This is a genomic window from Mesorhizobium sp. M0923, assembly GCF_040319365.1.
Taxonomy (GTDB): domain Bacteria; phylum Pseudomonadota; class Alphaproteobacteria; order Rhizobiales; family Rhizobiaceae; genus Mesorhizobium.
Genome location: NZ_JAMYNW010000023.1, coordinates 37,703 through 56,818, shown reverse-complemented (window position 1 = coordinate 56,818; position 19,116 = coordinate 37,703). Strand labels below are relative to the sequence as shown.

The following is a 19,116-nucleotide window of genomic DNA, read 5'->3' as shown; positions in this document are numbered from 1 at the left end:
GCGCGGTCAAGCTGCCAATTTCTCGTCGAGGCGACCGGTTTCGACGGCGTCGTCCTTGCGGAATACCGCCAGCAGCGAAACACCGAAGGGCAGGCTTGCATTTGGTATGATGCGGCCTTCCGCCGAAAACACTGCCTTCATCGCCGCATTCAGTGGTTTCGACGGCGTTGCATGGCCGGCTGGCAAGGCGGGCTTGCGCAACCTATCCACCAGCCGTGCCAGTGCCGCTACAGGAAAGAGTGCGGCATTTGTGTAGCTCAGCCGGTCAATCCTGAAACCAGCCCTTTCAATTCGTTCACGCAGCAGATTGCGTGAATAGCGCCGCATATGATGCAGCCCCACATCATGCGTGCTCCACAACCATTGGTGTGCGGGCACCGTAAGGATGACGCTGCCGGCTGGTTTCAGCATCTGGCGGATCGCGGCAAGCGATGCCTCGTCTTCGGCGACATGTTCCAGCACGTCGAACAGGCAAACCAGGTCGCAGCTTTGCGGCGTGACAGGAATGTTGTCCGGCAGATGTCCGGCAAGGAAGTCGCGGCCGGTCTTTTCCCAGGCAATCCTGCGTGCGAGATCGCTCATCTCGACTGCCGTCACGGTGCCGAACTGCTCCAGCATCCGGATGTTGCCGCCGGTGCCGGCGCCGATCTCGACGATGCGCGCCTTTTCGGGCAGGTCGATGCTGCGAATGACCGCCTCTGCGATGGCGCGACGCCCGCAGAACCACCAATGCTCGTCTTCGGTGGCGGCCATCTGTCGGTAGGCGTCGAGCTCCATTAGCTCATTCCCTCATATTTGCGGCGCACAATGTAGATCGGACGCTGCTTGATCTCGGCGTAGACCCTGCCGAGGTATTGTCCGATGATGCCGATGCCGAGCAACTGGATGCCGCCAAGAAAAAGAACGCTGACCAGCAGCGAGGCGTAGCCGGGCACATCAACGCCAAAGATCATTGTCTTGGCGACGATCAGCAGGCCGTAGAGGAACGACAGCGCGGAAATCGTCGCGCCGACATAGGTCCAGATTTCAAGCGGAGCGGTGGAGAAGCTGGTGATGCCTTCGAGCGCGAAGTTCCACAGCTTCCAGCCGGAGAATTTCGACTGGCCGGCGATCCGCTGATCGCGGACATATTCGACGCTTGCGGTGCGGAACCCGACCCAGGCGAACAGGCCCTTCATGAAACGACGGCGTTCGGGCAAAGACCGCAGCGCCTGGATGACCTGACGGTCGATCAAACGGAAGTCGCCGACATCGTGCGGGATCTTCTGCTGCGCGATCCAGTTGTGAACGCGGTAGAACATCGAGGCGGAGCGCTGCTTGAGAAAGCTGTCGCTCGACCGGTTGGCTCGCTTGGCAAGAACAACCTCGAACCCCTCGCGCCACTTTTCCACAAGCAAGGGGATGACATGCGGCGGATCCTGCATATCGACGTCCATCGGGATCGCGGCATCGGCATCGCAGCTGTCGAGGCCCGCGGTCATCGCGGCTTCCTTGCCGAAATTGCGTGAAAGGTCGATTATGTGGATGCGAGGGTCTGCTTGTTGGGCTTCGATCAGCTTTTCGAGCGTCGTATCGCTGCTGCCGTCGTTGACGAAGATGAACTCGAGGGCAACGCCATTGTCCTTCAGCGGAGCGGTGCTTTCGCACACCGCCTTCAGGAACGGGGCAATCGCGCCTTCCTCATTGTGGACCGGCACGATCAGGGCAATCGTGGCGGCGCCGCTGCCCGGATGTGCGACGCGGTCCGCTGCCGGCCGATCAATATTTAGGAATGGCGCATTCATTGTTTGCCGAGCCCGCAGATCAGGCCTGACAATAGGAAGACGGGGTTAAGATGACTTTAAGGAATGAATCGGGATTTCACAGTTTTCGGAGCGCCACTTCCTCGACCAGATGATTGGCGCCCTTGCGCAGGATGAGATCGGCGCGGGCGCGGGTCGGCAATATATTCTCGCGCAAGTTCTTCAGGTTGATGTTGGTCCACAGGCCCTCGGCGATGGCGCGGGCCGCATCCTCGGAAAGTTGCGAATAGCGGTGGAAGAAGGAGGCTGGGTCGCGGAAGGCGGTTTCGCGCAGCCGCATGAAGCGGGCGATATACCAGTGATGGATAAGCGCCTCCTCGGCATCGATATAGATGGCGAAGTCGAAGAAATCTGACAGGAAAGGCACGATCTTGCCGTCCTTCGGCAGCTTGCCAGGTTGCAGGACATTGATGCCCTCGAAGATCAGGATGTCCGGCCTGTCGATGGTCTGGAACTCGCCCGGGATAACGTCATAGGTCAGGTGCGAATAGACCGGCGCGCGGACGTTGCGCTGCGCCGATTTGATGCCGGACAGGAAACGCAGCAGCGCGCCGACGTCGTAGCTGTCGGGAAAGCCCTTGCGCTCCATCAGATTGTTGCGGCGCAGGACTTCGTTCGGCAGCAGGAAACCGTCGGTGGTGACCAGATCGACCTTGGGACTCGACGGCCAGCGCGCCAGCAGCTCCTTTAGCACGCGCGCCGTGGTCGATTTGCCAACCGCCACGGAACCGGCAATGCCGATGATGAACGGTGTCTTGGCCACGTCCAGCGCGTTGAAAAAAACCTGGCGTTGCCTGAACAGGAGTTGACTGGCTTCGACATGGGCCGACAACAGCCGCGACATCGAAAGGTAGATGCGCTCGACCTCGTGGAGATCGACCGGATCGTTCAGCGACCGCAGACGACGGACCTCGTCCTCGGTGAGCGTCATCGGCGTATCGGCGCGGAACCGCGACCATTGCTCCGCCGAGAAGAACCGATAGGGTGAATACTTCTCGGTAGGAGCGAGCTGGTCCATCGAGTTCCTCCGCAGCGATCAGCCCCGGTCCAGCCGAGACGCCTTTTCGGCGATGCCCGAACGACCGGTGCGGCGTTCAAGCTCGTTGAGCACATCGCTCAGCGGAATGTCCGCTATGCCGAGAACGACAAGCCAATGATAGATGAGATCGGCGCTTTCCGAAACAAGCGCGTCCCGGTCGGCGCTGACGGCTGCGATCACCGTTTCGACCGCCTCTTCGCCGAGTTTCTGCGCTGCCTTGCTCATGCCGCGCTGAAAGAGCTTGGCCGTCCACGAATCCGGATCGCCGGAACGTGCGCGTTCGCCAATGATCTTCTCCAGATCGGAGAGTGAGAACTCGGTCATAACGGCGTTTACAGCCTCTTCTTAGCCGGAAAGGCTCTAGGACCGATTACCCGGCGAGTCCAGCCGCATCGGCAGTCCGGCCTGAGCCATATGCATCTTGGCTTCGGCGATGCTGTAGGTGCCGAAATGGAAGATCGAGGCTGCCAGCACCGCGCCCGCATGGCCGTCGCGAATGCCTTCGACCATGTGATCGAGCGTGCCGACGCCACCGGAAGCGATGACCGGCACGCGTACGGCGTCGGCGACCGCGCGGGTAAGCGCTATGTCGTAGCCGGCCTTGGTGCCGTCGCGGTCCATCGACGTCAACAGGATCTCGCCGGCGCCGAGATCGACGATCCGCCGAGCGAACTCGACGGCATCGATGCCGGTCTTCTCGCGGCCGCCATGGGTGAAGATCTCCCAGCGATCAGCCTCGCCCGCAGCGGACACTTTCTTGGCGTCGATGGCGACGACGATGCACTGGTTGCCAAACTTGTCGGCAGCCTCGGCGACAAAATTTGGGGTTTTCACCGCCGCCGTATTGATCGACACCTTGTCGGCGCCGGCCAGAAGCAGCTTTCTGATGTCGGCGACCTGGCGGACGCCACCACCGACAGTCAGCGGCATGAAACATTGTTCGGCCGTTCGGGTAATGACATCGAAGATGGTCTCGCGGTTTTCCGACGAGGCAGTGATGTCGAGAAAGCAGAGCTCGTCGGCGCCGGCCGCGTCATAGGCTTTTGCCGCTTCGACGGGATCGCCGGCATCGACCAGGTCGACGAAATTGACGCCCTTGACGACGCGACCGTTCTTGACGTCGAGACAGGGGATGACGCGGGCTTTCAGCATCAGATCCTCTCGATCGCCGCAAGAAGGTCGACAAGCAGCTGGCCGACGACGGACGGAACCTCGGACTGGGAATCAAAGGCCGGATCGTAGGCCGAGAGCGTCACGCCCACGATCGGGATGGATCTGGCCAGCCCGCAGGCAAGCTGCCGCAGCTGTTCCGGACTCGGACCGCCCGGATGCGTGTAGCGGTTCACCTGCAGCACATCCGGATCGAGGACATCCAGGTCCAGATGCAGATGTCCCCGAACAGCCCCTGCCGCTGTGAGCTTTCCCACCATATCGAGCGCACCGGCACATTCGGCGCGCACGATCGGCAAAGTTTCCAGCAGGCGCTTTTCGTCGGGATCGAGGTCGCGGGCATCGACCAGCATGCAGTGCGCCGGGTCCATCGGCCGGAATCCCGGAATTGCTGCCGCCATCGGACGCCAGCAGAGCCCGAGTGTCGCCGCCAGCGCCATGCCGTCGAGAAAGCCGTAGGCGGACGTCTCTGGCGTGTTGAGATCGCCATGCTGATCGATCCAGATAATCGAATCCGCGTCTTCACCGGCAACCGCACCGGCGGCGGTCAGGCAATTTCCAGCAAGGACAATGGGGAAGCCTCCTCCGTCGCGGGCGAGGCCGACCTTGGCCGCGACGGCGTTGCAGACGGCGAAGCCGGTTGCGATTTCGCGCCCCTGCTCGTCTCCCACCTTGCCGATATCTTCGACGGCGACGTCATGGCCGGCCACGGTCAGAGCTTCGACGAGCCCACCGCCGATGATGGCGTCCGGCCCCTGGCCGCACCCTTCATGATGGTGCCCGCTGTCATAGGGGGCGAGGATAATCGAGACTTTCATGATGACGCCCCTGCCATCGGTTTGCCACGCAGGATCGCCAGTGCCTCGGCCGGGTCGATGCGGCCGTCGTAGAGCGCGCGGCCGGAGATCGCGCCTTCGAGCTTCCGCGCATCGGGCATGGTCATGCGCACAATGTCGGCGATCGAGGCGAGCCCGCCCGAGGCGATGACCGGGATCGAAACCGCCTCGGCGAGATCGATGGTGGCGTCCCAGTTGATGCCGGTCAGCACCCCGTCTCGATCAATGTCGGTGTAGATGATGGCAGCAACGCCGGCGCCCTCGAATTTCCTCGCCAGTTCGATGACGCCGAGGCTCGAGGCCTCCGCCCAGCCTTCGACCGCGACCTTGCCGCCCTTGGCGTCGATGCCGACGGCGATCTTGCCCGGGAATGCCTTGCAAGCCTGCCTGACCAGATCCGGATCGCGCACCGCCACAGTGCCAAGAATGACGCGGGCCAGCCCACGGTCGAGCCAGTCCTCGATCTGCGCCAGAGTGCGGATGCCGCCGCCGAGCTGCACCGGGTTGTTCGTCGCCTTGAGGATGGCGCCGACTGCCGCGCTGTTGACGCTCTGGCCCTTGAAGGCGCCGTTGAGGTCGACGACGTGCAGCCATTCGAAGCCCTGCTCTTCGAAGGCGCGCGCCTGAGCGGCGGGATCGTCATTGTAGACCGTCGCGGTCGCCATGTCGCCATGCTTGAGGCGCACGCATTTGCCGTCCTTGAGGTCTATCGCCGGAAACAGGATCACCTTCAGGCGCCTTCGACGATGACAAAGTGGCCGGTCGAGCCGGCGAGCCTGTACTTCAAGGCCTCCTGGTATTCAGGCGAGCCGTAGCAGGCGATCGCCGTCTCGTAGGATTCGAATTCCACCAGCACGTGGCGATTGCCTGTCGGCCCTTCCGGGCTGGTATACCGTCCGGCGCGCACGGGAAACTTCGCGCCGTATTTCGCAAAAGCCGCGGCATTGGCCTCGATGTACTGCTTGTAGACCTCGGGGTCGCGGACATCGACCATCGCCATCCAATAGCCCTTCTTGCTCATGACCTAGGGCCTCCATTGCAGGAAGTTGGTGATCAAAGCGAGGCCGAGCGCCTGGCTCTTCTCGGGGTGGAATTGCGTTCCGGCGAGATTGCCGCGGGCGACAGCGGCCGTCACCGGGCCACCGTAGTCGGCGACCGCCAGCACCTCGTCCTCCTTCCGTGCATCGAGATGGTAGGAGTGGACGAAGTAGGCGTGCAGCCCCTTCCCGCCCGTCGCAATGCCGGAAAACAGCGGATGCTTGCGCTTCAGGTCAATCGTGTTCCAGCCGATCTGCGGGATCTTCAGTGTCGGATCGGCCGGCGTGATCTCCTTGACGTCGCCGGCGATCCAGCCAAACCCTTTCGTAACCGTTTTCTCCAAGCCTCGCTCCGACATCAGCTGCATGCCGACGCAGATGCCTAGGAACGGCCGTCCCTTGACGATCGCGACCTCCTCGACCGCTTCCCACATGCCGGCCACAGCGCGCAGTCCAGCGGCGCAATCGGCATAGGCGCCAACGCCGGGCAGGACGATGCGGTCGGCGGTCCTGACCCGCTCGGCATCGGCTGTGAGTTCAATCGCGGCGGCAATGCCGGCTTCATGAGCGGCACGCTCGAAGGCCTTGGTGGCCGAGCGCAGATTGCCCGACCCGTAATCGATGATCGCGACCCGCATCTCAGCGCTTTCCCGGAATATGGGTCAGCCCCAGTGCCATGCCCATCGGCGTCGGCCGGGCAAGTGCTGCGTCCGGGACGATGCGCTGTGCGGGGGACCGTGCATTCGAATCCGCATCGGTTTCCAACGCGTAGCGAATGTCGGCATCGTCGAGCCTGTCGGCCTCGACGACACCCCATTCACGCCAGCCACGGCGGCGCAGTGCTGCGATCCGCAGGGCCTGCCCTTCCAGTCCGACAAAGAGCATGACAAGGAGGGACAAAAGCGAGCCTGCGCTTTCCAGGCCCAGGCTTTCGCCCAGCATCGAAAGCAGGCCCATGGCGACAAAGGCCAATGCCGCCTCGACCCACAGCCGGTGCCAGGCCAGCCACAGCGGCGGCAATAGGAAGCCGAGCCAGGCAAAGCCGTCACGGACAAAGGTGGTGTCCACCCTTTCGCTGCGGCCTGGCGGTTCCATCGCGACATAGATGGCCATGGCGCTACCCTTTCAGGGATCCCTTGGTGGAGGGAACCGCGTCCGGCTGGCGCGGGTCGCGCTCGAGCGCCGAACGCAGCGCACGCGCCACGGCCTTGAAGCAGGTCTCGGCAATGTGGTGGTTGTTGGCGCCGTAATGATTGGTGACATGCAGCGTGATGCCGGCATTCTGCGCCAGCGCGTGGAAGAATTCGCGCACCAGCTCGGTGTCGAACGTACCGATCTTCGGCGATGAGAACGAAACATTCCAGACCAGAAAAGGCCGGCCGGAGACGTCGATCGCCGCCCGCGTCAGCGTCTCGTCCATGGCGAGATCGATCGAAGCATAGCGCATGATGCCGCGCCGCTCGCCCAATGCCTTGGCCAGCGCCTGCCCAAGCGCGATACCAGTATCCTCGACCGTGTGGTGGTCGTCTATGTGCAGGTCGCCCTTGGCCTTCACCGTCATGTCGATCAGCGAATGGCGCGATAACTGGTCCAGCATATGGTCGAAGAAGCCGACGCCCGTCGAAATGTCGGATTTGCCCGAGCCGTCGACCTGAACCGACACGGAGATGTCGGTTTCCTTGGTCTTGCGGCTTATCTCGGCGGAACGGGGCACCATGACCTCATCCTTGTCTCAGATTTGCACGATTCAGGCGTTCACATGCCTGAAAACGAAAGCCTTCTAGCAGCATGATCCGGCGATTGCCAGTTACCGCTGCGGAGCACTATCCGGCCCGGTGGATGGCCGGTTTGCAATCGTCTGGCCTATGCATACATATGGCCGATCAAGTCACTCGTAACGCGCCAATCGCCTTGATGGGATCGGTGCTGACCGGAGCAGAAAATGTCTAATGAACTGACCATGCATGCCACGACCATCCTAACCGTGCGCAAGGGCGGCAAAGTGGTGATCGCCGGCGACGGCCAGGTCAGCCTCGGCCAGACCATCATGAAGGGCAACGCCAAGAAGGTGCGCCGCATCGGCAAGGGCGGCAACGTCATTGCCGGCTTCGCCGGCGCCACCGCCGATGCCTTCACGCTGCTGGAGCGGCTCGAAGCCAAGCTCGAACAATATCCCGACCAGCTGACACGCGCCTGCGTCGAGCTCGCCAAGGACTGGCGCACCGACCGCTATTTGCGCCGGCTGGAAGCAATGATGCTGGTGGCCGACAGGTCGGTGTCGCTGGCGCTGACCGGCACCGGCGACGTGCTGGAGCCCGAATTTGGCGTGATGGCCATCGGCTCCGGCGGCAACTACGCGCTGGCCGCGGCCCGCGCCCTGATGGATACCGATAAGGACGCCGAGGAGATCGCCCGCAAGGCGATGCAGATCGCGTCCGACATTTGCGTCTACACCAACAACAGCTTCGTCGTCGAAACCCTCGATGCCGCCTGAGCGGAGCCTCCGCTACGGTTTTCGGCCGGTGACCGAGAGGGACCTGCCGATGATCGCCGGCTGGCTTGCCGAGCCGCATGTCACCGAATGGTGGAACGACCCAGAGACCGAGATCGCGGAGATCCGCGAGCATATCGACAGCATTTCGGTCGAGCCGCTGATTATCGAGCTCGACGGCAAACCCATCGGCTATTTGCAGAGCTACGATCCGCATCTGGAGGACGGTCATCCCTATAGCGACCAGCCGTTCGGCACGCTCGGCATCGATCTGTCGATCGGCGTGCCGGAGCTTGTCGGGACCGGCCACGGCTCGGCGATCGTCCGGCAGTTCGTCGAGCAGCTTTTCGAGGAAGGTGCGCCGCGCGTCATCATCGACCCGGACCCGGCCAATGCACGGGCTATCCGTGCCTATGAAAAAGCCGGTTTCAGGGCTATCGATCGCAGGAAGTCGGAATATGGCGATGCCGTGCTGATGGCGATTGATGCCCCAGAGGGTGATGCCGAACAGGGTGACGCAGAAGAGGGGCAATAGCAGCATGAGCGTATCCAGCGACAAAACCGTCTCGGCCTACGAAGACAGTTGGCGAATGGGGCTTCTGTTGGTTCTCGGTCTGGTCATATTCCAGGCAGGGGTCCTCTACGGCATGGGGCGGACGCCGATTTGCACCTGCGGCTACGTCAAGCTGTGGCACGGCATCGTGCAGAGCTCCGAGAATTCCCAGCATATCTCCGACTGGTACAGCTTCTCGCACATCATTCACGGCTTCCTGTTCTATGCGCTGGCGTGGTTTCTTTTCCCGCGCTCGCCGATCGGGCTCAGGCTGGCCTTTGCGGTGGTGATAGAGGGCGGCTGGGAGCTGCTCGAGAACAGCCCTTTCATCATCGATCGCTATCGCGCCGGCACGATCTCGCTCGACTATTATGGCGACAGCGTCATCAATTCGGTGTCGGACACGCTGGCCATGGTGCTGGGGTTTGTCATGGCGCGAAGGCTTCCTATATGGGTGATCGTAACCCTCGCCCTCATCTTCGAATTCGGTGTCGGCTATCTCATCCGGGACAATCTGACACTCAACGTGATCATGCTGCTGCATCCGTTCGAGTCCATTCGGCAGTGGCAAAGTGGAATTTAGTGACATGAGCACCTTCTCTCCCCGCGAAATCGTTTCGGAACTCGACCGCTTCATCATCGGCCAGAAAGACGCCAAGCGTGCCGTGGCGATTGCCTTGCGCAACCGCTGGCGCCGCCAGCAGCTCGAGGGCCAGATGCGCGAAGAGGTGATGCCGAAGAACATCCTGATGATCGGCCCGACCGGTGTCGGCAAGACCGAGATTTCTCGCCGCTTGGCGCGCCTTGCCGGTGCGCCTTTCGTCAAGGTCGAAGCCACCAAGTTTACGGAGGTCGGCTATGTCGGCCGCGATGTCGAGCAGATCATCCGCGATCTGGTCGAGATCGCCATCGGGCTGGTGCGCGAGAAGATGCGTGAGGACGTCGAGGCGCGTGCCCACATCAACGCCGAGGAAAGGGTGCTTGAAGCGCTCGTCGGCAAGACGGCGAGTCCGGCCACCCGTGACAGTTTCCGCAAGAAGCTGCGCGACGGCGAGCTTGACGACAAGGAGATCGAGATCGAAGTGGCCGATACCGGCAATGGCGGCATGCCCGGCTTCGAGATCCCCGGCATGCCGGGCGCCAATATCGGCGTGCTCAACATCAACGACATGCTGTCGAAAGCGATGGGCGGCAAGAAAACCAAGATGCGCAAGACGACCGTTAAAGAGTCCTACGGGCTGTTGATCAGCGACGAGTCCGACAAGTTGCTCGACCAGGACGAGGTGGTGCGCAGGGCACTCGAATCGACCGAGAATGACGGCATTGTCTTCCTCGACGAGATCGACAAGATCGCCTCGCGCGAAGGCGGCATCGGTGCCGGTGTTTCGCGCGAGGGCGTGCAGCGCGACCTGCTGCCGCTGGTCGAAGGCACCACGGTTGCGACCAAATACGGACCGGTGAAGACCGACCACATCCTGTTCATCGCTTCAGGTGCGTTCCACGTCGCCAAGCCATCCGACTTGCTGCCGGAATTGCAGGGCCGCCTGCCGATCCGTGTCGAGCTGCGGGCGCTGGAGAAGGACGATTTCGTCCGCATCCTCACCGAGACCGAAGCCAGCCTGATCAAGCAGTATATCGCACTGATGAAGACCGAGGGAGTCGACCTGGTCTTCACCGATGACGCGATCGACTCGTTGGCCGGCATCGCTGTTGACCTCAACGCCAGCGTCGAGAACATCGGCGCCAGGCGGCTGCAGACGGTGATGGAACGGGTGCTGGACGAGATCTCCTATGACGCACCGGACCGCAACGGCACCTCCGTGACCGTCGATGCCGCCTATGTGGAGAAGCATGTCGGCGACCTCTCCAGAAACACGGATTTGTCGCGTTTCATCCTGTAGGAGACGCTTCATCCTCAAAGAGGCCGGGGAATTGCTCCCGGTCTCCGCCAAATTCAGCCCGGCATTTCCGATGTGTGGCCAAATGGAAGCATCCGGCGAGCTTTCGTCCCGTCGGGTGCAGGCGTCTCTCGACTCCCGTTGGAGCATTACCTAGTTTGCCCGGCGACTATTTGGGCGGCGGCGCATGAAAAAACTGATCCTCGTCATTCTCGGGCTGACGCTGGCGGCAGCCATGTTCGCCGCGCAAGCGGCAACCATGGTGCCGCCCGGCAACCGCAACACCGAGCAGCCCGACATACCGGGCGCATCCAGCCGGCGCACCCAGGCGACCAACACCACCTTCCAGGCGAAATACCGCAAAGTGTTTGCGCTGCTCCAGAACGATGCCGAGCTGCGTGGCAAGATCATGCAGGCAGCCGCGGCCTATGGCATCGACCCGATGCATATCGTCGGCGCCATCGTCGGCGAGCACACCTACAATGTCGATGCCTACGACCGGCTGCAGACCTACTACGTCAAGGCGATCTCGTATCTGTCGAGCAAACTCTCCTTCGCCTATGAAGGCGAAGACATCACCGATTTCGTGCAACGGCCGCAATTTGCCAAGTGCGCGGGCAAATCGGACAGTTACGAACTCTGGGAATGCCGCGAGCAGGTGTGGAACCGGTCGTTCCGCGGCAAGACCGTCAACGGCGAGAGCTTTCCCAACGACCGCTTCGGCGCGACTTTCTTCCAGCCCTATTATGCCGGCCAGACTTTTGGTCTTGGCCAGCTCAATCCGCTGACGGCACTGCAGATGAGCGATCTCGTGCACAAGGTTTCCGGCCTGCCGGAGCTCGACGTCGGCGACCCGAACGCGGTCTACAAGACCATCATGGATCCTGACCTGACCCTGCCTTATGTCGCGGCAACGATCCGGAAGTCGATCGACGCCTATAAAAGCATTGCCGGCTTCGACATCTCAGGCAATCCCGGCATCACGTCGACGCTCTACAATGTCGGCAATCCGGAACAGCGTGCCTATGCGCTGAAGGCCGAGAACGACAAGCGCCGCGCTGCGGGCGAGCCGGAAAAGCTGCCTGAGGAAAATTACTATGGCTGGCTAGTCAACGACAAGCTGCCGGAGCTGAAGGCGCTGTTTTAGCGGTGAAGGTCTGCGGTGGAGCCTGCGCCAGGAAATCGCCTATCTGCTTGAACTCTGTGGCTTCGAACCCGTCGATCCTTTCAAGGGATCGCCCCCGGCTGGGGAACAGCTTTGTCGCGCGCGCGATCTGATGGGCAGCAAGGGGTGGATATTGTTGAAAAAAGTCCGGCGCATCCCTAAGCGAACGCCGCCAGCAGAATCCCATTTCCATTGTCAGATCTCTTGCGGAATCTGGATCCGTAATAGGTCTCCGTTCGGTTGCCTACTAAGAGAGGTAACGGGATGCATAAGCGTATGCGAAGTTGGGGCAAAGGAGTGCAGATGAGTGATCCGCTTAGGTCCATTGATCGGCCCGGTTTAGGGCGTGCAACGATGGGCTACCAGCCGGCCGAGAATGATTTGTTGAGCGAGGTGCTGCGCGATCTACGCCTTGCCCATGCGAGATATGGCCGCAGCGAGTTGACGGCGCCCTGGGGCATCGCCGTGCCGTTCAGGGAGGGTGTACGTTTTCATGCGATGCTCGAGGGTCATTGCTGGATACAAGCCAAGGGCTTGCCGCCGCTGCTGCTCGAAAACGGCGATGTGCTTCTTCTTCCCCACGGAACAGAGCACACTATGTCCGATCGGCCAAAACGGCGAACCTTGCCGCTCGCCGATGTCAAACCAGCGTTGATCGGGAACGGAACTTACGAGTTGAAGTCTGGCGGCGGCGGCGCGCGATCGTTGATCGCATGCTGTACGATCGGCTTTGAGGGCCCGACAGCAAATCCGCTGCTGGAACTGCTACCTTCTGTGATGCACATCCGGCATGCCGAGCATGGCGATACTGACCTACCAAGCCTCATTGCGATGATGGCGCGCGAGGCTGAAGGGCAAAGAATCGGCTCGGCAACGATAATGGCGCGCCTTGCCGATATTGTCATGACGCAAGTAATCAGAACCTCGGGTCGAGACATGTTCCGACGATCTGACTGGTTGGCTGGCGGCCGTGCAGGATCCACAAATCGGGTCGGCGCTTGCAAGAATCCATCGCTCCCCTGGGGAAGACTGGCCAGTCGATCGCCTGGCTGCATTGTCCGGGCTGTCGCGATCGAGGTTCTCGCAGCGGTTCAAGAGCCTGTTGTCGGTATCCCCCGCCCGCTATCTCCTGCAATGGAGGCTTCGGCTGGCGGCATCCTGGTTGCGTAACGGATATATGTCGCAGTCACAGATCGCATCGGAGTTGGGATATGAGTCCGATGCGTCCTTCAGCAGGGCGTTCAAACGCTTCATGGGTGTCTCACCCGGCGCTATCCGAGATTCAGGGCTGCGTGTGAGCGGAACAGAATCCTGATCGGGTTCATGCGAGGCTGTTTCGACCAGCCGCAGATACGCTCCTGTTGCGACCGCGTGTAATACGGAAAATACGCGCGACAAACGGTCAAATATTCAGTCGTTTCTGCCATAGCAACGCCATACCAGCATCTGCCAATTTCAATGGCCGCAACCACTTCGGTCGGCCGTTCCGGCAGGAGTACCACATGGCGCTGACGTTGCCTGATCTTCCTCGACCAACCGCTGGCGAAGACACGCCCTATTGCGTTATCGCTAAGCATCGCGCCACTCCCGCCAAGGCTCCGCGCTTGTCGCCCGTATGCTTAAAGATCTCCAAGCGACGAGATCGGAAGCCAGCTGTCTTCAATTCCACATCCATCGAGATCGGACCGACCCCGATCTCATCGTTATCTACGAGGTCTGGCGCAGTATCGATGCACTCAAGAGCCACTTCGGCGAAGCCTATGTCCAGAGCTTCGTCGTAGATGCTGGTGAGCTCGAACCGGGCGACATGGAGACGCAGTGGCTGGAGATGCTGAGTCCGTATGCCAGCGGCAGAGATCCAGGATGAACGGTGACGAGCAGTCTCTTTCGAATCAGCGTGTCGTGATCGTCGGCGGGACAAGCGGCATGGGCATGGGTGCGGCCCGCGCAGCCTGTCAAGCAGGCGCCGACGTCATTGCGCTCGGGCGGCGCCCTTCAGCGAGAATGGTTGCAGAGCAAAGGGTCCACGGTTCGATCACGTTCCAGTCGCTGGACATGACCGATGATACAGCGGTCGAGCAAATGTTCGAAACACTAGGGACGCTCGACCACCTTCTCATCACCGCGACCCCGCCGAGTCCGGGAGGTCCCTTCCTCTCCCAGACGATGGCCAACGCGCAGGCCGTTCTGCACGGCAAGCTCTTGGGCAGTTGGTCTTGCGCGCGGCACGCAGCGCCTAGGATGCCGAAAGGTGGTTCGATCACATTCACGACCGGTGGCTTGGTGACCAAGCCTCGCATGGGCGCATCGATGATGATGGTCGCCTTTGCTGGTCTGGAGGCGCTGACGCGAGCCCTTGCGCTCGAACTCGGTCCGATCCGCGTCAACACAATCCGACCAGGCGTCATAGACAGCGAAATGTGGGCCGGCATGCCGCAGGCGAAGCGCGCGGCGTTTTTCGCGCTGGTGCGTCAGCGCTTCCCGGCAGGACGCGTCGGAAAAATCGACGATATCGGCAAGGCCGCACTTTTCCTGATGGCCAATGACTTCGTGACCGGCGCCGTTATCGAAGTTTCCGGTGGTGAAACGCTGGTCAGCATCGAATGACGGAGAGGTATGAGATGAGTATCCACGAGTTCACCCGACAAAATTCGCAACGATTGCCCCAACTGAGCGCGTCATAGCAATTCCCGGGCGAGCGATGAGCTGGAGATAAAGTATGATCAAGACACTACACGTTGCCCTATTCGTCGTTGCGTTCGTCCTCCCCATTCCTTTCGGCGCATTGGCTCAAGGCAGCTCGGCTGCAGCCGAGCCCCCGACCCAGTCGGAGTTGCCGAATTGGCTTCGCCGTGGATTGCCGGGCCCGGGGCATGAGGTCCTGGCGCCAATGATCGGCACCTGGCGCGTCCAGATGAGCTTCTACGGCACACTCGGCCGTAGCCCCGATCAGCCGCCGCTCGTGACGGACGATCTCATTAGCCATCGTCAGTGGTTGGCGGGCGGCCGTTACATCGAAGACATAATGGAGGGAACGCTGGATGGAGCGCCGGTCTGGCGCAAAGGATGGCTCGGCTACAGCATCATGGACGGACGTTACGAGTGGGTCACGATCGATCCTGTCAACACAACCATGATGTATTTTAAAGGCGTCCCTAATTCGGGGGATCAAAGGCCGATCAGCATGTCCGGCACCTTTACCGACCAGGGCGTGGCGGGCGAAGAAACAGTCGGCAAGCAGGTCGGCATGCGCACTGTAATCAAAATCGAGAACAACGATCGCCACATCATTGAGCTCTATTTCACGCGTCCCGGACAGCAAGAAACACTGGCAACGCGCGCCGTCTATACGCGACTGAAGGCGTGAGCGATCGCTCAAGGGTGGCTCGGACGTTGTAAGTAGCTTGCGCGGGTTCCATCGCTCGGCCGGGATATGCCGGGAAGGTCGAGTTCAGTTCCGACGATCTCAAAGCGTCCAGTTCGGCGCCTGGAACTGCTTTGAAAGACGACCGGACGCTGAGCGCCCGGCAAGTCAGAGATCGGACTCTGAACGAAGCGCGTTCTCGGAGCTGAGATGAGGATCAGTCCAGCGAACATTGCCCCGAGCAGGCACACCTCTCCGACTTCTGCGCCGATCGCGGTGCAGAGACCGGCCATCGCTAGCTCCTCTATCAACTCGCTCAGCCGGACGACAGGGTCGGCAGTCGAAGCAGGCTGGTTCTATCGACGGCGGCCGCCTTGCCACGGCCTGCCAATGCGGGATCGATTCCGGCATCGCGTAGCTGGCGGTCGCTAAGTTGAGCCAGCTCACGCCGTTGCGCTGCGGCCCTAAGGGATCGGGCGATGACCAGGTGCATAACACGGAGAACACACTGGACTGGAGGCGTCATGATAGCCTCTTTTCACAGAGCCCCGGCCGTATACGGGCAGGGCGGCGGGCTGTGGTCAGCCCGTCTACTGAGGAGAGAGGGTCGCGCTGCGATTTCAGAAGGAGGAAATTCGGTTACATCTGAAACTCGGTTGGCTGGAAGGGGTCGTCTCGGCCGTGACGGCAAGCGCTTAGCTGACATCTGGGATCGAGATCGGATCATTCGCCTCATGGCAACCTTTCGGCGCAAAGTCGCGCGAACGACCCCGTTCCAACCCTCATGAGACGTTTCCATCGCGGGCAGGAACGACCGCTCAGGGTCGTCTCCCGCCATCAGGTGCAGGATTGTCACCACCAGAACGGCAAGCGCTCCGCAAGTTCTTTCAAATGGCTCTGGAACCCGCGCTGGCTCATGTCGCCAGCAGCGACTTCAGCTTGATCGTTTGCGAGCCTAGCGCTTCCGGCGCCGGCTTTGCCCTTTTCGCGATCAGCATCTCGGCCAGCCTTATGTCGCGGGCGACCGCGTTGCCGGGGCCGATGCCACTTGCCGCAACCAGCCTGCCGTCCTCGGCGAGATGGAACAGGATGAAGGCGCCGTCGCCGAGCTCGCGACGCACAATGCTGCGGCCTTCGTCCGACAGGCCGGCGATCTGCAAGGTCAGGCCGTACTGATCCGACCAGAACCATGGCACCGCCGCGTGGGCCTCGCCGGCGCCAAGCATGTTCCTGGCCGCAAGCGCGCCCTGCTCCTGCGCATTGCGCCAGGCTTCCAGCCGCACTCGCCGGCCGCCATAGATGGCGAGCGGAAACGAGCAGCAATCGCCGGCGGCAAAGATGTCGGGGTCGCTGGTGCGAAGCTCGGCGTCGACGGCGATACCATTGTCAATCGTCAGCCCTGCCTCCGCGGCAAGTCCGGTCACCGGCACGGCGCCGATGCCGATCACGGCAAGATCGGCGACAATGTCGTGTCCACCGGCAAGCACGATGCGCACTTCGGCGCCGTCATCGGCAATGGCGTCGATGCCCTCGCCGCACAGGATTTTTACGCCTTCGGCTTCATGCGCCTGATGGATAACCTGCGCGATCTCGGCCGGCACTCCGCGCATCAGAATGCGCGGCTGCGCCTCGATAACGGCAACAGTGGCGCCGAGCCTGCGTGCCGCCGTGGCGAGCTCGAGACCGATGAAGCCGCCGCCGATGATGGCGACGCGATTTCCGGCGCTGAGATGAGCGCGAATGGCCAGTGCGTCGTTGAAGGTCCGCAGATAGACGCAGCGCCCGCCAAGGCCCGGAATCGGCAGCTTGCGCGGCAGCGACCCTGTCGCCAGCAGGAGCTTGTCGTAGGCCAGGACCGAGCCGTCCGACAGGCGCACGACATGCGCCACGCGGTCGATCGCCATCGCCTGAACCGAATGGATATGCCTGATCGATCTTTCGGCCAGGACCGCCTCACTGGCGATCGCCTTGATCAGGGGCGCGTCGGCGACCATCGCGTCTTTCGACAGCGGTGGCCGCTCATAGGGCAGATGCGGCTCGTCGCCGACCAACGTCACCGGGCCATCATAGCCGAGCTCGCGCAGCGCAAGGGCGGCGCGCCCGCCGCATTCGCCGGCGCCAATGATGACCATTCCCTTCGTCATCATCAACCGATCCGGACAAGGACTTTGCCGGCGTCGACTTTGACCGGATAGGTCCTGAGATCGACGCAGACCGGCGCGCCCCTGGCAGCCCCAGTCTTGTAATTGAAGCGGCCATTATGCTTCGGGCATTCGATGATATCGTCCATCACCAGCCCGTCGGCCAGATGCACCTTCTCATGCGTGCAAAGCCCGTCGGTGGCGAAATACCCGTCCTCGGGGCTGCGGTAGATGGCGAAGGTGCGACCGCCATGGTCGAACCGCATCACATCCTCCTCGTCGATGTCCTCGGCGTCACAAGCCTCGACCCAGTCGCTCATTTGCGCCTTCCCCGATTCTTGGTGCCCCGGCGTAGGCTTGTCATTCAGCAGCCACCGCAACAGCAGCGTTATCGTTGTGGAAATCCTCGCGATAGGGCCTCGCCGTCGGCGGCAGTTCGCGCTTGATGAAATAATCCTCATTGCGCAGCTGGCGCAGGAAAGCCGGTATCATCTCGCGATAGCCGGCCAGGATGGACGGTGTCGGCGCCGGCAGATCGTGCTTGATCAGCTCATGCAGCCTGGGCAGCGCATGGTAGGGCACCATGGGGAACATGTGATGCTCGACGTGGTAGTTCATGTTCCAGTAGATGAAACGGCTTATCGGGTTCATGTAGACGGTGCGGCTGTTCAGCCGGTGATCGGTGACGTTTTCAGCCAGGCCGCCATGCTGCAGCAGGCCGACCATGACATGATGCCAGGCACCGTAAAGCCTGGGCAGCCCGACCAGCATCAGCGGCAGGAACGAGCCGGTAAGAAGCGCCAGCGCGACCGTCGCGGCATAGATCGCCGTCCAGATGCGAGCAATGCGGATTGCCTTCGGCTGCTCCTGGTCGGGAATGAAGGTTCTTTCGGCCGGACTGATGATGCCGGCCGCATTGCGCAGCATGTCGCTCATCGCATGCCAGGCATCGAGAATGCCGACGAAATTGAGCACGACGCGCAGCAGATCGGGCGGGCGCATGACCGAGATCTCCGGATCGCGGCCGACGATGATGGTATCGGTATGGTGGCGCGTGTGGCTCCAGCGCCAGGTCACCGGGTTGCGCATGATCATGAAGCAGGCGATCTGATAGACCACGTCGTTCATCCACTGCGTCCTGAAGGCGGTGCCGTGGCCGCATTCGTGCCAGCGTGAATCGGTGGAGGAACCGTAGAGGACGCCATAGACGAAGAAGAACGGCACGCACCACCAGCTGCCCCAGAACAAGGCGGCGCCCGCGCCGCTGAGGATCATGGCGCCGAGCCAGATGATGGTATCGCGGATCGCCGGGCCGTCGGAGCGCTGCATCAGCTCCTTCATCTGCTTGCGCGGCACGTCGGTGTGATACCACTCGGCCGCCGCCAGCCCGCTCTCGACGGCAAGCTTCGCGTCGCGGCCGACCAGGCTGTAGTCGCGTTGGGACGCTGCTGCTGAGGTTGTGTTCCCGGTTTGGAGTCCAATATCCACCATGGCGGAGGCCTCGATCATATTCGGTCAGTGTTCAAAATAACGCCGAGCGCTGATAGACTCAATATCACAAAGATAGTTTCTATCATTTTCCATCAGAATGGTTTAAAAGAGTCGGATAGTTGGAGCGAG

Annotated in this window: 25 protein-coding genes and 1 pseudogene; 10 read left to right on the top strand and 16 right to left on the bottom strand. The window is 61.6% G+C overall.

Annotated features, from left to right (window positions below; genetic code table 11):
- Positions 1-6: 6 nt before the first annotated feature.
- The 11 genes from NKH89_RS29055 to hisB form a co-directional block, all read right to left on the bottom strand.
- Positions 7-777, bottom strand: a complete 771-nt coding sequence (locus NKH89_RS29055) for a class I SAM-dependent methyltransferase (RefSeq protein WP_023718271.1) — start codon at positions 775-777, stop codon at positions 7-9.
- Positions 777-1,784 carry a glycosyltransferase family 2 protein gene (locus NKH89_RS29050; protein WP_031193759.1) on the bottom strand — a complete coding sequence of 336 codons (1,008 nt, stop codon included), beginning with the start codon at positions 1,782-1,784 and terminating at the stop codon, positions 777-779. The genes NKH89_RS29055 and NKH89_RS29050 overlap by 1 nt, the downstream gene beginning before the upstream one ends.
- 76 nt (positions 1,785-1,860) lie before the next feature.
- Positions 1,861-2,820 (bottom strand): type I pantothenate kinase, encoded by a 960-nt coding sequence (gene coaA / locus NKH89_RS29045; RefSeq protein WP_023718269.1) that lies wholly within the window; start codon positions 2,818-2,820, stop codon positions 1,861-1,863.
- A gap of 18 nt (positions 2,821-2,838) precedes the next feature.
- Positions 2,839-3,165, bottom strand: coding sequence for a phosphoribosyl-ATP diphosphatase (locus NKH89_RS29040; protein ID WP_254815934.1), 327 nt, complete (start codon positions 3,163-3,165; stop codon positions 2,839-2,841).
- A gap of 36 nt (positions 3,166-3,201) precedes the next feature.
- Positions 3,202-3,996, bottom strand: a complete 795-nt coding sequence (hisF, locus tag NKH89_RS29035) for an imidazole glycerol phosphate synthase subunit HisF (protein WP_023718267.1) — start codon at positions 3,994-3,996, stop codon at positions 3,202-3,204.
- On the bottom strand, positions 3,993-4,829 hold the full coding sequence (locus tag NKH89_RS29030) for an arginase family protein (protein ID WP_352495251.1): 837 nt from the start codon (positions 4,827-4,829) through the stop codon (positions 3,993-3,995). Before NKH89_RS29030 ends, hisF begins: the two co-directional genes overlap by 4 nt.
- Complete coding sequence (hisA, locus tag NKH89_RS29025) at positions 4,826-5,575, bottom strand: 1-(5-phosphoribosyl)-5-[(5-phosphoribosylamino)methylideneamino]imidazole-4-carboxamide isomerase (RefSeq protein WP_023718265.1); 750 nt, start codon at positions 5,573-5,575, stop codon at positions 4,826-4,828. Before hisA ends, NKH89_RS29030 begins: the two co-directional genes overlap by 4 nt.
- Positions 5,576-5,577: 2 nt before the next feature.
- Positions 5,578-5,868: a DUF1330 domain-containing protein gene (locus tag NKH89_RS29020; protein ID WP_352484487.1), complete on the bottom strand. Its 291-nt coding sequence runs from the start codon at positions 5,866-5,868 to the stop codon at positions 5,578-5,580.
- Between the two features lie 3 nt (positions 5,869-5,871).
- Positions 5,872-6,522 carry an imidazole glycerol phosphate synthase subunit HisH gene (hisH, locus tag NKH89_RS29015; RefSeq protein WP_352484488.1) on the bottom strand — a complete coding sequence of 217 codons (651 nt, stop codon included), beginning with the start codon at positions 6,520-6,522 and terminating at the stop codon, positions 5,872-5,874.
- A gap of 1 nt (position 6,523) precedes the next feature.
- The gene (locus tag NKH89_RS29010) at positions 6,524-6,997 is read right to left on the bottom strand and encodes a DUF2628 domain-containing protein (protein ID WP_352484489.1); all 474 of its coding nucleotides are present in this window, start codon (positions 6,995-6,997) and stop codon (positions 6,524-6,526) included.
- Between the two features lie 4 nt (positions 6,998-7,001).
- The gene (gene hisB / locus NKH89_RS29005) at positions 7,002-7,601 is read right to left on the bottom strand and encodes an imidazoleglycerol-phosphate dehydratase HisB (RefSeq protein WP_023718261.1); all 600 of its coding nucleotides are present in this window, start codon (positions 7,599-7,601) and stop codon (positions 7,002-7,004) included.
- A 225-nt stretch (positions 7,602-7,826) separates the two neighbouring features.
- On the opposite strand from hisB, the gene hslV reads away from it, so the two are divergent.
- From hslV to NKH89_RS28970, 7 genes are all read left to right on the top strand, one after another.
- Positions 7,827-8,378 carry an ATP-dependent protease subunit HslV gene (hslV, locus tag NKH89_RS29000; protein ID WP_023718260.1) on the top strand — a complete coding sequence of 184 codons (552 nt, stop codon included), beginning with the start codon at positions 7,827-7,829 and terminating at the stop codon, positions 8,376-8,378.
- On the top strand, positions 8,368-8,910 hold the full coding sequence (locus tag NKH89_RS28995) for a GNAT family N-acetyltransferase (RefSeq protein WP_352495253.1): 543 nt from the start codon (positions 8,368-8,370) through the stop codon (positions 8,908-8,910). Before hslV ends, NKH89_RS28995 begins: the two co-directional genes overlap by 11 nt.
- Positions 8,911-8,914: 4 nt before the next feature.
- Positions 8,915-9,511 (top strand): DUF2585 domain-containing protein, encoded by a 597-nt coding sequence (locus NKH89_RS28990; protein ID WP_023718258.1) that lies wholly within the window; start codon positions 8,915-8,917, stop codon positions 9,509-9,511.
- Positions 9,512-9,515: 4 nt separating this feature from the next.
- Positions 9,516-10,829 (top strand): ATP-dependent protease ATPase subunit HslU, encoded by a 1,314-nt coding sequence (gene hslU, locus NKH89_RS28985; RefSeq protein WP_023718257.1) that lies wholly within the window; start codon positions 9,516-9,518, stop codon positions 10,827-10,829.
- Between the two features lie 184 nt (positions 10,830-11,013).
- Complete coding sequence (locus NKH89_RS28980; protein ID WP_023718256.1) at positions 11,014-11,973, top strand: DUF1402 family protein; 960 nt, start codon at positions 11,014-11,016, stop codon at positions 11,971-11,973.
- 321 nt (positions 11,974-12,294) lie between these two features.
- On the top strand, positions 12,295-13,161 hold the full coding sequence (locus NKH89_RS28975) for a cupin domain-containing protein (protein ID WP_352910791.1): 867 nt from the start codon (positions 12,295-12,297) through the stop codon (positions 13,159-13,161).
- Positions 13,046-13,306 (top strand): helix-turn-helix domain-containing protein, encoded by a 261-nt coding sequence (locus NKH89_RS28970; RefSeq protein WP_352910789.1) that lies wholly within the window; start codon positions 13,046-13,048, stop codon positions 13,304-13,306. Before NKH89_RS28975 ends, NKH89_RS28970 begins: the two co-directional genes overlap by 116 nt.
- On the opposite strand, the gene NKH89_RS28965 is transcribed toward NKH89_RS28970, so the two are convergent.
- Positions 13,263-13,568 carry a hypothetical protein gene (locus tag NKH89_RS28965; RefSeq protein ID WP_352910798.1) on the bottom strand — a complete coding sequence of 102 codons (306 nt, stop codon included), beginning with the start codon at positions 13,566-13,568 and terminating at the stop codon, positions 13,263-13,265. The genes NKH89_RS28970 and NKH89_RS28965 overlap by 44 nt on opposite strands.
- A gap of 35 nt (positions 13,569-13,603) precedes the next feature.
- Here NKH89_RS28965 and NKH89_RS28960 point away from each other — a divergent pair.
- From NKH89_RS28960 to NKH89_RS28950, 3 genes and pseudogenes are all read left to right on the top strand, one after another.
- Positions 13,604-13,858, top strand: a pseudogene (locus NKH89_RS28960) (putative quinol monooxygenase); the annotation flags it as partial.
- Positions 13,855-14,598, top strand: a complete 744-nt coding sequence (locus tag NKH89_RS28955) for an SDR family oxidoreductase (RefSeq protein ID WP_352495257.1) — start codon at positions 13,855-13,857, stop codon at positions 14,596-14,598. The pseudogene NKH89_RS28960 and the gene NKH89_RS28955, both read left to right, overlap by 4 nt.
- A 112-nt stretch (positions 14,599-14,710) precedes the next feature.
- Entirely contained in the window at positions 14,711-15,358 is a 648-nt protein-coding gene (locus NKH89_RS28950) for a DUF1579 family protein (protein WP_352495258.1), read from the top strand.
- A 313-nt stretch (positions 15,359-15,671) separates the two neighbouring features.
- Here NKH89_RS28950 and NKH89_RS28945 read toward each other — a convergent pair whose 3' ends face one another.
- The 4 genes from NKH89_RS28945 to NKH89_RS28930 all read right to left on the bottom strand — a co-directional run bounded on the left by NKH89_RS28945 (position 15,672) and on the right by NKH89_RS28930 (position 18,987).
- Positions 15,672-15,848, bottom strand: coding sequence for a YjiS-like domain-containing protein (locus NKH89_RS28945; RefSeq protein ID WP_352536444.1), 177 nt, complete (start codon positions 15,846-15,848; stop codon positions 15,672-15,674).
- Positions 15,849-16,269: 421 nt separating this feature from the next.
- Positions 16,270-17,499 carry an NAD(P)/FAD-dependent oxidoreductase gene (locus NKH89_RS28940; protein WP_023718251.1) on the bottom strand — a complete coding sequence of 410 codons (1,230 nt, stop codon included), beginning with the start codon at positions 17,497-17,499 and terminating at the stop codon, positions 16,270-16,272.
- 2 nt (positions 17,500-17,501) lie between these two features.
- A complete protein-coding gene (locus tag NKH89_RS28935) occupies positions 17,502-17,816 on the bottom strand; it encodes a MocE family 2Fe-2S type ferredoxin (RefSeq protein ID WP_023718250.1) in 315 nt (104 codons plus the stop codon).
- 40 nt (positions 17,817-17,856) lie between these two features.
- The gene (locus tag NKH89_RS28930; protein WP_051409640.1) at positions 17,857-18,987 is read right to left on the bottom strand and encodes a fatty acid desaturase family protein; all 1,131 of its coding nucleotides are present in this window, start codon (positions 18,985-18,987) and stop codon (positions 17,857-17,859) included.
- Between the last annotated feature and the right edge of the window lie 129 nt (positions 18,988-19,116).

Bases quoted from the DNA above. Each gene is read 5' to 3' on its own strand.
- NKH89_RS29055 (WP_023718271.1), bottom strand. From the start codon at position 777: ATGGAGCTCGACGCCTACCGACAGATGGCCGCCACCGAAGACGAGCAT.
- NKH89_RS29050 (WP_031193759.1), bottom strand. From the start codon at position 1,784: ATGAATGCGCCATTCCTAAATATTGATCGGCCGGCAGCGGACCGCGTC.
- coaA (WP_023718269.1), bottom strand. From the start codon at position 2,820: ATGGACCAGCTCGCTCCTACCGAGAAGTATTCACCCTATCGGTTCTTC.
- NKH89_RS29040 (WP_254815934.1), bottom strand. From the start codon at position 3,165: ATGACCGAGTTCTCACTCTCCGATCTGGAGAAGATCATTGGCGAACGC.
- NKH89_RS29030 (WP_352495251.1), bottom strand. From the start codon at position 4,829: ATGAAAGTCTCGATTATCCTCGCCCCCTATGACAGCGGGCACCATCAT.
- NKH89_RS29020 (WP_352484487.1), bottom strand. From the start codon at position 5,868: ATGAGCAAGAAGGGCTATTGGATGGCGATGGTCGATGTCCGCGACCCC.
- hisH (WP_352484488.1), bottom strand. From the start codon at position 6,522: ATGCGGGTCGCGATCATCGATTACGGGTCGGGCAATCTGCGCTCGGCC.
- NKH89_RS29010 (WP_352484489.1), bottom strand. From the start codon at position 6,997: ATGGCCATCTATGTCGCGATGGAACCGCCAGGCCGCAGCGAAAGGGTG.
- hisB (WP_023718261.1), bottom strand. From the start codon at position 7,601: ATGGTGCCCCGTTCCGCCGAGATAAGCCGCAAGACCAAGGAAACCGAC.
- hslV (WP_023718260.1), top strand. From the start codon at position 7,827: ATGTCTAATGAACTGACCATGCATGCCACGACCATCCTAACCGTGCGC.
- NKH89_RS28995 (WP_352495253.1), top strand. From the start codon at position 8,368: ATGCCGCCTGAGCGGAGCCTCCGCTACGGTTTTCGGCCGGTGACCGAG.
- NKH89_RS28990 (WP_023718258.1), top strand. From the start codon at position 8,915: ATGAGCGTATCCAGCGACAAAACCGTCTCGGCCTACGAAGACAGTTGG.
- hslU (WP_023718257.1), top strand. From the start codon at position 9,516: ATGAGCACCTTCTCTCCCCGCGAAATCGTTTCGGAACTCGACCGCTTC.
- NKH89_RS28980 (WP_023718256.1), top strand. From the start codon at position 11,014: ATGAAAAAACTGATCCTCGTCATTCTCGGGCTGACGCTGGCGGCAGCC.
- NKH89_RS28975 (WP_352910791.1), top strand. From the start codon at position 12,295: ATGAGTGATCCGCTTAGGTCCATTGATCGGCCCGGTTTAGGGCGTGCA.
- NKH89_RS28965 (WP_352910798.1), bottom strand. From the start codon at position 13,568: ATGCTTAGCGATAACGCAATAGGGCGTGTCTTCGCCAGCGGTTGGTCG.
- NKH89_RS28955 (WP_352495257.1), top strand. From the start codon at position 13,855: ATGAACGGTGACGAGCAGTCTCTTTCGAATCAGCGTGTCGTGATCGTC.
- NKH89_RS28950 (WP_352495258.1), top strand. From the start codon at position 14,711: ATGATCAAGACACTACACGTTGCCCTATTCGTCGTTGCGTTCGTCCTC.
- NKH89_RS28945 (WP_352536444.1), bottom strand. From the start codon at position 15,848: ATGCACCTGGTCATCGCCCGATCCCTTAGGGCCGCAGCGCAACGGCGT.
- NKH89_RS28940 (WP_023718251.1), bottom strand. From the start codon at position 17,499: ATGACGAAGGGAATGGTCATCATTGGCGCCGGCGAATGCGGCGGGCGC.
- NKH89_RS28935 (WP_023718250.1), bottom strand. From the start codon at position 17,816: ATGAGCGACTGGGTCGAGGCTTGTGACGCCGAGGACATCGACGAGGAG.
- NKH89_RS28930 (WP_051409640.1), bottom strand. From the start codon at position 18,987: ATGGTGGATATTGGACTCCAAACCGGGAACACAACCTCAGCAGCAGCG.